The sequence below is a fragment of the Brevundimonas sp. genome, assembly GCF_027484365.1.
GTDB lineage: Bacteria > Pseudomonadota > Alphaproteobacteria > Caulobacterales > Caulobacteraceae > Brevundimonas.
The window spans coordinates 114,336-126,861 of the sequence record NZ_JAIXTC010000023.1 but is presented as its reverse complement, the minus strand read 5'-3'; the positions used below and the strand labels follow the sequence as shown (position 1 = coordinate 126,861).

12 protein-coding genes are annotated in these 12,526 nt (G+C 68.2%); 1 reads left to right on the top strand and 11 read right to left on the bottom strand.

The annotated features are described in order from the left end of the window. Nucleotides 1–58: 58 nt before the first annotated feature. Nucleotides 59–1,069, top strand: a complete 1,011-nt coding sequence (locus tag Q0044_RS12345) for a YeeE/YedE thiosulfate transporter family protein (protein WP_298162609.1) — start codon at nucleotides 59–61, stop codon at nucleotides 1,067–1,069. Here Q0044_RS12345 and folP read toward each other — a convergent pair. The 11 genes from folP to tolB all read right to left on the bottom strand — a co-directional run bounded on the left by folP (nucleotide 1,020) and on the right by tolB (nucleotide 12,393). Next, the gene (folP, locus tag Q0044_RS12340; protein WP_298162608.1) at nucleotides 1,020–1,850 is read right to left on the bottom strand and encodes a dihydropteroate synthase; all 831 of its coding nucleotides are present in this window, start codon (nucleotides 1,848–1,850) and stop codon (nucleotides 1,020–1,022) included. The genes Q0044_RS12345 and folP overlap by 50 nt on opposite strands. Beyond that, the gene (locus Q0044_RS12335; RefSeq protein WP_298162606.1) at nucleotides 1,847–2,443 is read right to left on the bottom strand and encodes a YdeI/OmpD-associated family protein; all 597 of its coding nucleotides are present in this window, start codon (nucleotides 2,441–2,443) and stop codon (nucleotides 1,847–1,849) included. Before Q0044_RS12335 ends, folP begins: the two co-directional genes overlap by 4 nt. Next, a complete protein-coding gene (locus tag Q0044_RS12330; protein WP_298162605.1) occupies nucleotides 2,443–2,745 on the bottom strand; it encodes a winged helix-turn-helix domain-containing protein in 303 nt (100 codons plus the stop codon). Before Q0044_RS12330 ends, Q0044_RS12335 begins: the two co-directional genes overlap by 1 nt. A gap of 4 nt (nucleotides 2,746–2,749) precedes the next feature. Beyond that, on the bottom strand, nucleotides 2,750–3,394 hold the full coding sequence (locus tag Q0044_RS12325; protein ID WP_298162604.1) for a hypothetical protein: 645 nt from the start codon (nucleotides 3,392–3,394) through the stop codon (nucleotides 2,750–2,752). Nucleotides 3,395–3,453: 59 nt separating this feature from the next. Continuing rightward, entirely contained in the window at nucleotides 3,454–4,668 is a 1,215-nt protein-coding gene (locus Q0044_RS12320) for an acyltransferase family protein (protein ID WP_298162602.1), read from the bottom strand. Between the two features lie 111 nt (nucleotides 4,669–4,779). Continuing rightward, nucleotides 4,780–6,723: an ATP-dependent zinc metalloprotease FtsH gene (gene ftsH / locus Q0044_RS12315; protein WP_298162601.1), complete on the bottom strand. Its 1,944-nt coding sequence runs from the start codon at nucleotides 6,721–6,723 to the stop codon at nucleotides 4,780–4,782. 56 nt (nucleotides 6,724–6,779) lie between these two features. Beyond that, entirely contained in the window at nucleotides 6,780–8,063 is a 1,284-nt protein-coding gene (gene tilS / locus Q0044_RS12310) for a tRNA lysidine(34) synthetase TilS (protein ID WP_524536177.1), read from the bottom strand. Nucleotides 8,064–8,107: 44 nt separating this feature from the next. Next, nucleotides 8,108–8,965 carry a tetratricopeptide repeat protein gene (locus tag Q0044_RS12305; protein WP_298162597.1) on the bottom strand — a complete coding sequence of 286 codons (858 nt, stop codon included), beginning with the start codon at nucleotides 8,963–8,965 and terminating at the stop codon, nucleotides 8,108–8,110. A 40-nt stretch (nucleotides 8,966–9,005) separates the two neighbouring features. Continuing rightward, entirely contained in the window at nucleotides 9,006–10,115 is a 1,110-nt protein-coding gene (locus Q0044_RS12300) for a DUF3667 domain-containing protein (protein WP_298162595.1), read from the bottom strand. Nucleotides 10,116–10,302: 187 nt separating this feature from the next. Then, nucleotides 10,303–10,860, bottom strand: a complete 558-nt coding sequence (gene pal / locus Q0044_RS12295) for a peptidoglycan-associated lipoprotein Pal (RefSeq protein ID WP_298162594.1) — start codon at nucleotides 10,858–10,860, stop codon at nucleotides 10,303–10,305. A gap of 123 nt (nucleotides 10,861–10,983) precedes the next feature. Continuing rightward, nucleotides 10,984–12,393, bottom strand: coding sequence for a Tol-Pal system beta propeller repeat protein TolB (tolB, locus tag Q0044_RS12290; protein WP_298162593.1), 1,410 nt, complete (start codon nucleotides 12,391–12,393; stop codon nucleotides 10,984–10,986). Nucleotides 12,394–12,526 lie beyond the last annotated feature (133 nt).

Genomic DNA, 12,526 nt, shown 5'->3' with positions numbered 1-12,526 from the left:
CGACGTAGCCTTTGCACCGGTTTCAGCGAATGACAGCCTTTGGGAGACCGCGCCGACAATGATCCTGACCGTTGCTCTCGTTCTGGTCGCTGCCGGCAGCGCCCTGCTCATGGGCTATGCGCTCAATCAGGGAACGACCTGCGCGGTCACGGCAGCGCGTCAGTTGATCGACGAGCGGCAGGCCTGGATGCTGATCGGTTTTGGCGTGGCCGTGGCTACGGCCGGCATGGTCTGGCTACCGCTGGCCTGGTTCTCGGGCGGGATTGTGCACCTTGCGCCCGAACGGCCCGTGGGTTGGGGGTTGGTCCTCGGGGCCGGACTTCTGGGGGTCGGAGCCGTCCTGAACCGGGCCTGTCTGCTGGGCAGCGTATCGCGGATCGGGGATGGCAAGATGCGGTTTCTGGGTCTGCCCGTCGGTCTGTTCATAGGGTTCGCCATGGCCGACCGCATTCTGCCGTCCTCCCCCATGGGCCTGCCAAATTCCCTGGCCCCTCTGTCATTCGCCGGCATCGCTGTGTTGATGATGTTCGGCGGACTGCTGCTCCTGGGCTGGGCCCTGATGCGGCGGTCAGGGGACAGCGGAGATCTGATCCACTGGCCGGGACGGGTGTCGATGGTTGTGCTGGGCGTCAGTGGCGCCCTGCTGTTCGCCATAACGCCCGGCTGGACCGTCGCCGACGCCGTCCGGAGCGGGGTGGATGCCTTGCATCCGACCGGCCTGTCGCCGGTCTTCGGCATGTCCGGACCAATGATGGCCGGCGCTCTCGGCCTGATCATGTTCGGCCTGCTTTGCACCGGGGCGATCACGGCGGGAATTCGCCGCCGGACGTTCCGTTTCAGGCCCCCCGGTGCGGTCGCCGTGTCACGATCGATCGGCGGCGGAGCGGTGATGGCGTTCGGAGCCAGTCTGGTGCCCGGGGGCAATGACACCTTGCTTCTGGCAGACCTGCCGGCCGCAACGCTCAACGGTCTTGTCGCCTATCTGGCCATGTCGGCCGTCGTCTTCGCCCTGTTGCTGCTCAGAAAGACGATGACGACCAGACCGCTTCGATCGCGGCCTGCATCGTGAGCGCCTGGACCGTCTCGCGCACGTCATGGACCCGCACGATGGACGCTCCACGCCGCGCCGCATCCAGGGCGATCGCCAGCGACCCGCCCAGCCGGTCTCCCGCCTCGGTCGCCGAGGGGTCGATGTTGCGGATCATCCGCTTGCGGCTCGCCCCCATCAGCACTGGGAAGCCGAGCTCGACCAGCGTTCCCAGCCCCGCGATCAGGGCCAGGTTGTGCTCGATCGTCTTGCCGAAGCCGATGCCGGGATCCAGCGTGATCCGCTCGCGCAACACCCCCGCCGCCATCGCCGCCTCGGCCCGGGCGGCCAGATAGTCACGTACCTCCGCGACCACGTCCGTGTATCGCGGCTCCACCTGCATGCTGCGCGGCTCGCCGAGCATATGCATCAGGACGACCTCGCACCCCAGTTCGGCGGCGACCTCGGGTGCGTCGGGCGCCCAGGTCAGGGCCGTGACGTCGTTCCAGATCGTGGCCCCGGCCGCCACCGCCGCCCGGGCGGTCTCGGGCTTCATCGTGTCGATCGAGATCGGTCCGTGCCAGCGCGCATGAACCGCCGCGATCACCGGCGCCGTCCGCGCGATCTCTTCGTGGACATCGACCGGCTCGGCGCCCGGGCGCGTCGATTCCCCGCCGATGTCGAGGATGTCCGCCCCGTCGCCGATCAGCTTCATCGCCTGGGCCAGGCCGGCCTCGACCGAGGCGTGGAGCCCCCCGTCGGAGAAACTGTCCGGCGTGACGTTCAGGATGCCCATGACGCGGGTCCGCGAGACGACGCTCATGCGCGCGTCTGCGGATAGGGGGTCTCGCCCCACTTCAGCATGGCGACGAGATCGGCGATCTTCTTCTTCCGCCCTGCCTCGGTTTTCAGGGCGTTGGTGCGGTGGATCAGGGCGAACCGGTTCTGCGACGTCAGCTCGGCGAACAGCGCCCTGGCCTCCGGCTCCGCATCGATGGCCGCCTGCAGGTCCGCGGGGACCTCGGCGCCCTTGATCCGGTAGGTCCTCTCCCAGCGCCCGTCGGCCCTGGCCGCCTCGACATGTTTGAGACCCGACGGCTGCATCGTTCCGTCGGCGATCATCCGCTCGGCATGGGCGACATTGATCTCGCTCCAGCTGCTCTTCGGCCCCCGCGGTGTGAACCGCTGCAGGAAGCTGACCTCGTCCAGGCTCTTTCGAACCCCGTCGATCCAGCCCCAGGCCAGGGCGACCGGGATGGCCTCCTTCCAGCTGACGCTGGGCGTCCCCGACCCGACCTTGAACACCCGGATCCAGACCTCGGCCTCTGCGGCGTGGTGCTTCGCCAGCCAGTCGTGAAAAGCCGCGCCGTCCGCGAACGCCTGCACCCGCTCCGGATCGACGACCATCGGCGCCATCAGTCCCTCTTTCCGATCAGTCCGCCCAGGGCCTCAAGATAGGCCGCGAACGCCTTTCGGCCAGAGGGGGTCAGGGTCACGCGGGTCAACGGCTTGTTGTTCTGGAAGCTCTTGTGGATGGCGACATGGCCCGCCTCTTCAAGCTTCTTGAGGTGGACCGACAGATTGCCCTGGGTCGCCTCCAACACGGTCTTCAGCTCGGTGAAGTCGGCGGTCTCGACGTCGGCCAGATAGACCATGATCCCCAGCCGCATCCGGCCGTGGATGACCTCGTCGATCCTGCCGAGATCGCCCAGCGCCATGGGCTCAGGCCTCGGCCTTGAGCGCGTCACGCAGGATGATGGCGCCGGGCAGGGCGAACAGCAGGAACAGGGCGGCCGTCGCGACCCAGAGATAGGCGACCGGCTCGCGCACCAGCAGGCCGAGAGTCACGGCGGTCGTCCAGTGTCCGACGGCCACCAGCCCCATCCACGCCTTGCGCTTCAGGGTCCAGGCGACGAACCAGGCCATGGCCTGGAAGGCGAAGACGATGGCCGGATAGTAGAGCCAGACCGCGAAATCGCCGTCGCGCGCCGCACCGGCGCCGAAGATGATGATGACCGCCAGATTGCCCAGACCCGTGGCGGAGAAGGCGCTGTTCATGGCGCGGCCGGCCGTCGGTCCCTTCGTCGCCGTGACGCCGGACCGGCGATCCGCGACGACGACCCAGGCGATGGCGACGCACATCGCTCCGGTGATGGCGACGAGGAAGGTCAGGGTCGCCCAGTCGGGCCAGCGGACGAGGCCCGCGATCTGGCCCAGATGGAACAGGCACTGGACCCCGTACAGGAGTCCGCCGACGAGGAAGAGCACGCCCATGGGGATCTGCTTGCGCCCACCCCCGCCCTCGACGATGGCGCGCAGGAAGGCGAGGTCGGCCTCGGCGGACGGCTTGCTGGAGCTTTCGGACATGGCGATTCTCTCGTTGGACCGGCCCTCCCGGGGTGGACGAGCCGGGCGGGCTTGGCAAGCTATTCGGCGGGAACGGCGGCGACAGGTCCGGTCTTGCGCCACGGAATGCGCCGCCCGTTCAGCCACCGGCCCATGAAGCTGTGCCGGATCAACAGCTCATAGGTGATCAGGCAGACGGCGAAGACGCCCAGCGACACTCCGCCCAGCTTGAGCCACCACGGTCCCGCCCAGTCCTGAACCCAGACCTGGGCCAGCATGACCAGCGGCAGGTGCAGGATGTAGACCCAGTAGGAGGCGTCGGCGAGATAGCGCCGGATCGCGCTGTGGCCCGACAGGAACCGCAGGCACAGCCCCATGGCCGCGAACGCGGAGGACCACACCGCCAGCGCCACGGTCCAGGCCGCCACGGCCTTGTCCGCCGTCGGCTCGGTCATGGGTTCGAGCTTCGGGCCACCTGCCAGATGGTAGGCCGCCACGCCCGTGACCACGGCCATCGCCAGCACCAGCGGCGACCATGCGGCGATCCGGTCCAGCAGGTCGCGGCGGCGGTCGATCAGGAAGCCGACGCCGAACGCCAGACCGAAACCGACCAGCGCCGCTGTATGGGGAACCACTCCGGCATCCGGTGTCGGCACGGCGAAGAAGGCGATCCATTTCGGATCCAGCCAGAAGGCCAGTCCCAGCGGGACGGCCAGCACGGCCGGCGTCCAAGGCCCGATCAGGGCGCCGGTGACCCTGTCCACGACCCGGCCCCAGCCGCCGTCCCTGTCCAGCATCGCGAACGGCGCGCGCAGGATCAGGACCGCCGCATAGAAGAGGGTCAGCACATAGAGGAACCACAGGTGGGTCAGCGGGAAGTTGGTCCAGTCATAGGTCGGCGGCGGCGGCGGCGGCGCGCCCGGCACGACAAGGCCGTTCATATAGGAGGTCCAGATCAGGGCCCCGACGATCCCGACCATGACCGGGAACCAGAAGGCCGCCAGCGGTCCCGTGATCCGCAGGACCCGGTCCTTCGCAAAGCCCAGCCACCCTCGCCGCGCCAGCATCATATGGGCGAACAGGCCGGCGATCAGGAAGAAGGCCGTCATCCGGAACAGGTGGATGGCGAAGAACAGCCCCGCCGCGCCGATGGACCGGCTGTCGTCGGCGACGATCCAGATCCGCTCCGGAAAAAAGGCCAGGCTGGCGTGCAGGACGACGCCCAGCAGCAGGGCCCCCGCCCTCAGGGCGTCCAGTCCGTGCAGCCGCTCGGGCCGGTCGATGTCGGTGGTCATGATGGTTCTCCCCTCGGGTCGGGAGACCATTTCTCACAGACTTGTTTGAATTGCAAACATGTTCATTGGAAAGAACCCCGCCTCGATGACTCGATGGCGGGGTTCTGCCGTCTAGTGGAGCGTCGTGTGGTTGTCCGAGGCGACCACGCTGACGCCGTCCGACACCGGGGTGACCGGCACCGAGACCGACGGACCGGCGTTGGGGAAGTTGTTCTCGTCGCGGTTCGGCGCGGCGCCCTTCTCCAGCAGGTCCTTGATCTCCTCGCCCGACAGGGTCTCGTATTCGAGCAGGGCCTGGGCCAGGGTCTCCAGATCCGCGGCCTTGTCAGTCAGGATCTGACGCGCCTCATCCCACCCCGAGGTGACCAGTTTGCGGACCTCGGCGTCGATGGTGCGGGCCGTCTCTTCCGAGATGTTCTGGCTGCGCGCGACCGAGTGGCCGAGGAAGACCTCCTGTTCGTTCTCGCCATAGGCCACAGTGCCCAGCACGTCGGAGAAGCCCCACTGGGTCACCATGCGGCGGGCCAGCTTGGTCGCCTGCTGGATGTCCGAGGACGCGCCCGAGGTGATGTTCTCCTTGCCGAAGATCAGTTCCTCGGCCACGCGACCACCGGCCATGATCGCGATCCGGTCGATCATCTGCTGGTACTTCATGGAATAGCGGTCGCCTTCCGGCAGCTGCATCACCATGCCCAGGGCCTGTCCGCGCGGGACGATGGTCGCCTTGTGCACCGGATCCGCCATCTTGACGTTCATCGCCACGATGGCGTGGCCGCCCTCGTGATAGGCGGTCAGGCGGCGCTCCTCCTCGTTCATGGCCATCGACTTGCGCTCGGCGCCCATCATGACCTTGTCCTTGGCGTCCTCGAAGTCGCGCTGGGTGACCATGCGACGGTCCTTGCGGGCCGCCATCAGGGCCGCCTCATTGACCAGGTTGGCCAGGTCGGCGCCGGAGAAGCCCGGCGTGCCGCGCGCGATGGTCTTGGTGTTCACGTCGGCGGCCAGGGGCACGTCCTTCATGTGCACGCGGAGAATCCGCTCACGCCCGGCGACGTCGGGATTCGGCACCACGACCTGACGGTCGAAGCGGCCGGGACGCAGCAGGGCCGGGTCCAGCACGTCGGGACGGTTGGTGGCGGCGATCAGGATGATGCCCTCATTGGCCTCGAACCCGTCCATCTCGACCAGAAGCTGGTTCAGCGTCTGCTCGCGCTCGTCATTGCCGCCGCCCAGACCTGCGCCGCGGTGACGACCGACGGCGTCGATCTCGTCGATGAAGATGATGCAGGGGGCGTTCTTCTTGGCCTGTTCGAACATGTCGCGCACGCGGCTGGCGCCGACACCGACGAACATCTCGACGAAGTCCGAGCCCGAGATGGAGAAGAAGGGCACGCCCGCCTCACCCGCGACGGCGCGGGCCAGCAGGGTCTTGCCGGTGCCGGGAGGGCCCACCAGAAGGGCGCCCTTGGGGATCTTTCCGCCCAGACGCTGGAACTTGGCCGGGTCCTTCAGGAAGTCGACGACCTCCTGCAGTTCTTCCTTGGCCTCGTCCACGCCGGCGACATCGTCGAAGGTCTTGCGACCCTTGTGCTCGGTCAGCAGCTTGGCCTTGGACTTGCCGAAGCCCATGGCCCCGCGCGCCCCGCCCTGCATCTGGCGCATGAAGAAGATCCACACCCCGACCAGCAGCAGGATCGGCAGCAGCCCCAGCAGGGCGTTCATCCAGATCGACTGACGGATGGTCTTGGCGCCGACATCTACGCCGGCGGCGTCCAGCCGGGCGGCCAGCTGGTTGTCCGAAATCGGCACGACCGCCGTGAACCGGTTCTCGTTCTTGTAGACGCCGGTGACCTGGTCGCCGGAAATGACCACCGACTTGACCTCTCCGGCCGCGACACGGTCGTTCAGCTCGGAGTAGCTGATCGTCACCGGCCGCGCCTGGGCGCCGGCCGCTTGTCCCGGCAGCGTCGCGCCGCCGTTCTGGCTGATGGCGGCATAGACGGCCAGAAGGCCCAGTATGATCACGCCCCAGATCGCCAGGTTACGCAGGTTCATCGGTCTGAAATCCTCGTCGCCGACCCGTTGAGCCGGCTGATGTTACGTCGTTGTCGTCAAAATAGGTCAGGCGGCGGCGTTTCGCCATGGATGGTTCCGGCGAGGTCGCTTTCCTGCGTCGTTTCGCCCAGCGCAAGGCTGAGGCGACGCGGTGCGAGGGCGCGAACCTCCGCCGCCCGCCATGCAAGAACCGGCGCATCCCGGCCGTCCCGGATCAGGACCGGCAGGGCCGCACGCGCCCAGGACGGCGCGGTGTTCACAATGGTGCGATCCGCCCCCGACAGGGCGTTCAGCCGACCGAGGGCGGCAGTGACGCTCCAGCCTGGCTCGTGGGCGGTGATCTCATAGCGGCCGTCCCAGACCTCGGGCTCACCGGGCTGAAGCGCGATGTCAGGTACGGGATGCCGGCGCAGCTCTCCCGCCTCCCGGCCGATGATCACGTTTTCGCCGATCGCCTCGACCCGCGCGCCGGCGAGGGTGGCGGTGAAGTGATCGCCCGCGTTCAACCGTTCCGCCAACCTCTGGAGCCGATCCCCGCGCGTGGGTGCCTCGCCTCCAGAGACGCACACCAGCACCGCCGCCAGATCCGGCAGGCGGATTGAGCGATCCACCTCAATCCCCTCTCCCAGTGGGAGAGGGCTTGAGCGCACGACGGCTTGCCGTCGTTCTGGCGCGAAAGGGTGAGGGTCGTGCGTTCCCGGTGAGGCCCGACCCTCATCCGTCTCGCTTCGCGAGCCACCTTCTCCCACCGGGAGAAGGGACAGCGCCCTGCGCGCTGCACCCCTCCCAAATCCTGCATTCCCCGGATCCTCGATCCAGTCCCGGCCCGCCGCCCGCAACCCCGCCCGCAAACTCTCCCGCCGCTCCTCCAACAGAGGCCGCAGCAGCATCAGCCCCCGACCCTCGGGCCAGGCCGGGCTCGGCGACCAGTCCCTCAGCCGGCCCAGGGTCGCGCCCCGGTCCCGCATCCAGTCGCTCTCGGCGATGTCGTCGGCCGTGTGGGCGAACAGGACGACCCGCGCCCCCGCCTCGCGCGCCGCATCCGCGATCAGCGCATGCCGCGCCCGACGCGCCGCCGCAGGCAGGCCGGTCTTCGGCTTGTCCCCATGCCAGCGCCGCTCGATCCAGGTCGCGCCGACCGCCCGTGCAGCGGCCTCGCAGCGGCGGCTCCATTCGGCGCTGTCGGGGTTCAGCCCGTGATCCACGGTGATGGCCAGCAGCGGTCTTCCGGCGCCCTTCGCCCACATGACCGCGAGGTCCAGCAGAGCCATGGAGTCTCCGCCGCCGGACAGGGCGAGGGCGAGAGGGTGATCGACGTTGCGGTCCAGCCGCGCGTCCAGCCGCGCCGCGACCCGGCCTTCCAGCCCGGCCGCGTCGGTCGGGTTCAGCGGCAGGCCGCCCGGGTCCGGGTGTCGGCGGCGATGGCGCGCAGGGCCGGCGTCGAGGTCCGCTCATAGCGCCGGACATATTCGGCCAGGGCCGCACAGGCCTGGGCGTCCCGGTTGGTGGCCTCCAGCCCGCGCGCGAGCTTCAGCGTCACCTCCCCGGCCCAGGGCAGGGTCGGCCAGCCCGACAGGGCGGTCGCATATTGCTGCACGGCGCCGGCCTGGTCGCCGGTCGCGCGGATGATGTCGCCGATGCGCCAGACGGCTTCCTTGCCCGACGGCGTGTCGGGCCAGTTGATCGTCACCGCCTCGAGCGCGGCGCGTGCGGCGGCCGGATCGGTCAGGGCGCGGGCGGCGGCCAGGTCGGAGACGGCGTCGCCGGTCGGCGAGCGCGGCCCGCGCGCGGCTTCTTCGGCAGCGGCCTCGGCGGCGCGGCGGCTCTCCTCGGCAGCCGCCTCCAGACGCGCGACGCGATTGTCCGCGTCGTTCAGCCGGTTGCGCAGGGCGGCGTTGTCGCGGTCGCTCTCATCCAGCTGGAAGGTCAGCCGCTCCAGGTCCGCGTTCACCCGCTGGACGGTCTGCTCCATGTCCTGAAGCCGGCGATCCATCTGCGACACCCGCCCCTTGAGGGCGATCAGCTCGGGATCCGACTCGACCAGCATCGGCTCGCCGACCTGGTCGTTCCGCTGGATCAGGGCGCGCTCCAGCCGGCGGACATTGCGGTCCAGGTTGTCGAGGCGACGCACGTCCCACTGGATGGCGGGCAGGGGCTGGGTCTGGGCGATGACCGCGCCGCCGATCAGGACGAGGCCGACCGTGGCGAGGGCGATGTTTCGAAACGAAAGAGGGCTCTTCATGTCGCTACAGCTTTCACCGATTTGAGGCCGCCGCAAGGCGTCAGGCACCCAGGCCCAGCGCGACGATGGCGACGAAGAAGAAGGTCGAGACCAGCAGGCAGAAGAACAGCAGAAGGCAGGTCCGCCACAGCGCCGACCAGATCGACAGCCCGTAGGTCCCCTTCAGCTGGGCGAACATGTGCGCGGGCACCGCGAAGACCCCGATCGTTCCCAGCACCCCGGCGAACCAGCCGTTCATTCGCCCAAGTATGCCAAGGGCCATGAACAGGATGGCCATGAAGGTCAGAGAGTAGAGAACGAAGACCCCGTGATCGTACCAGGTGAACCCTCGTTTCCAGGCGAACATCAGCCAGACGAACGGGATCGACATCGGCACCAGAAGGAAGGCGAACTTGTAGGTCGTCTGCTGGAATTTGTAGACGGCCAGGTCCGGGTTCGCGAGCTTGTGCAGGATCTTCTCCTGCATCTTCTTGTCGCCCAATCCGACGGTTATTCTGCCGTCATGCACCGCGTCGGCCATGTTCGCCTGCCAGCTGCCGGGCGTCAGGCCGTCGGCGCGCGGACCGCCCGCCTTGGCTTCCTGCAGGGCGCGAAGCTGCCCTTCAGCCCCGGCCAGCCCCGCCTGAAGCCCAGTCTGGACGCCTTCGGCGCCCGGCTCGTCCGCCGCGATATCGGCCTCCACCTCCACCAGTTGCGCGCGGAGCTCAGCGATGGCGGCCTCGCTCGAGGCGATCTGCTCATCGATGCTGCGCGTCTCGTCCGGGACCAGACTCCCCCCGAAGCTCAGGGCGAAGAACATCAGGAAGACGGTGAACAGGAAGATGGCCAGGGGCGAGACATAGCGCGTCCGCCTGCCCTGGATCCACTCGCGCGTCAGCCGGCCCGGATTGGCGATCAGCAGCGGCAGGGTGCGCCAGACGCGGGCGTCGAAATGCATCACGCCGTGCAGCAGCTCCTCGCCCAGATGCAGCAGGGTGCGGTGCACATGGGTCGGCTGGCCGCAGTTGGCGCAGAAGTTTCCGGTCGTGGGCTCGCCGCAGTCGGTGCAGGTTTCGGCGTGGTCGTCGCCCGCCTTGCCCGTCGGCTTCTCGACCGCCCCCGCGATCAGACCGCCGGTCACCAGACCGCCCGCCGCATCGATGTCCACCATAGCCCCCTCCACACGCCCGTCCCTATGTGCAGTGCAGCGCGAAGCCGGTCAAAAGGAAAGGGCGTCCGCACCAGCGAACGCCCTCTCAAATCAACGTCAAACCGCGCTCAAGCCGCGAGCGACCGTTGTGGCTTGTCCTCGGGCCGATCAGGGATCGGACCCGGGGGCGAGCGGTAGCGCCCCTACCCTACTGCGCGCCCGAGGCGATCGCCGTATGGCCGTTACGGTTGCGGGCCCAGGAGTCCTCGTTGGAACCGACGGCGATCGGCCGCTCCTTGCCGAAGCTGATCGTGTCGATCCGTCCGGCCGAGACGCCGCGTTCGATCAGATAGTTGCGGATCGATTCCGCGCGGCGGGCGCCGAGGGCGAGGTTGTATTCGCGGGTGCCGCGCTCGTCGGCATTGCCCTCGATCCGGACCGTGACGCCCGGATAGCGCGACAGCCAGGCGGCCTGGGCATCGAGGCGGGGATAGGCTTCCGGGCTGACCTGATAGGAATCGAGGTCGAAATAGATCCGGTCGCCGACGTTGACGACGAAATCCTGTTCCGACCCGGGCGCGCCCGAACCGATGTTGCCGCCCTCGATGCCGCCGTTGCCGGGGCCGGGATAGGCGGGGTTGTCGATCGCCGGTGCGCCCGTGCCGTCAGCCACACCGGTCACCGGGCGGCGGGGCGCGCAGGCGGCCATCGACAGAACAGCCAGACCGAGCAATGCGAACCTGGTCATCGTGGAAGCGGTCGTCATCGGGTCGTCTCCTTCTCATTGGCGGTCCCGCGAAGCTTGAGCATAGGTCGCGAACCGTGGCTTTTGTCTGTGCCGTCTCCGGCGATAACGCACTGTTGTTCGGGCGGGTCCCCCGAACGGCCTTTACGAAGAACAGCTGTCGGCCCCCTGACCGACGCCGAGGTTGTTGGGGCTTTCGTCGAGCAGCGGCGACCAGGCGGGGTCCGACCCCCGGCCCTGGTATCCCGACTGGGCGATGACGCGGCCGGACAGGTCGACCATCCACAGATTGGTGTTCCCGCCGCGCGTCTGGCGCGAGAACATCAGATAGCGGCCGTTGGGGGCCCAGGACGGGCCTTCCTCGAAGTACGAGCGGCTCAGCATCCGTTCGCCGGATCCGTCGACGCCCATCACCCCGATGCCGAACTGGCCGCCGCCGGACTTGGTGAAGGCGATCAGGTCGCCACGCGGGCTCCAGGCCGGGGCCGTATAGCTGCCGCCGCCACGCGAGATCGGCCGCTGGCCCGATCCGTCGGCGTTCATGACATAGAGGCGCGGCGTCCCCGTCCGGTCGGAGTTGAACACGATCCTCGAGGCGTCGGGCGAAAACGACGGCGAGGTGTCGATGCCGGGGTCACTGGTCAGACGCGACAGCTGCCGGGTCCTCAGGTTCATCACATAGACGTCGGTGTTGCCGCCGCGGATGATCGAGAAGGCGACCTTGGTCCCGTCCGGCGAATAGCGCGGCGCCAGGGCCTGGCCGTCGAACTCGCCCAGGCTTTCGCGCCGGCCCGTGGTCAGGTTGTAGAGGTAGATACGCGAATAATCCTCGCCCAGCGCCATATAGGTGATCTCGTCGGGATTGGACGAGAAGCGCGGCGTCAGGATGATCTCACTGCCGTCCGTCAGGAAGACGGGATTGTAACCGTCCTGGTCCACGATCGCGAGGCGCGACAGGCGGTTCAGCTCGGTGCCGCTCTCGGCGACATAGATGATTCGGGTATCGAAGATGCCGGTCTCGCCGGTCATCCGGGCATAGACCACGTCCGCGATCTTGTGCGCGATCCGCCGCCACTGTTCGGACGTGGCGGTGAAATTATAGCTGACCAGCTGGCACTGCCGGTACGGGTCGTACAGGCGGAAGCCGAAGTCGTTCCGGCCGTCCGGACGCGGGGTGACCGAACCGTAGAGCACCGCCTGGGCCCCGATCTGGGTCCACAGCGGGAAGTTCGGCGCATTGGCCAGGCTCAGGTTGGTCTCGATGAAGCTGGCCGGGTTGATCGGCTCGAAAAAGCCCGAGCGGCGCAGGTCGCCCGACAGGACGTCGGCGATCGAGGCGCCGTTCTGGCCGCTGAACGGGGCCACGGCGATCTGGAACGGTCGCAGCACGCCCTGGTCGATCTCGACCTCGATCGGTTCGCCCGTCTGGGCCGGCTGGGCCTGGGTCTGCTGACGCGAGGGGCCGTTCAGATCCCGCGTCGACTGAGCCTGCGCGAAGGAGGTCGCGGCGATGCCGATGGCGGCCACGGTGCTCAGAAGCAGGTTCAGACGCATCGATGTCTCCTCAGGCGCAGCGAGATCTCCCGGTCCTTATCGCCAGACCGTGTGACAAACGCCAGTACGGGCTCCAGCTTGCGGGCGAATGGGGCGACTTTCGGGACGGCAACCTTTGCCGGGCCGGCCGTCA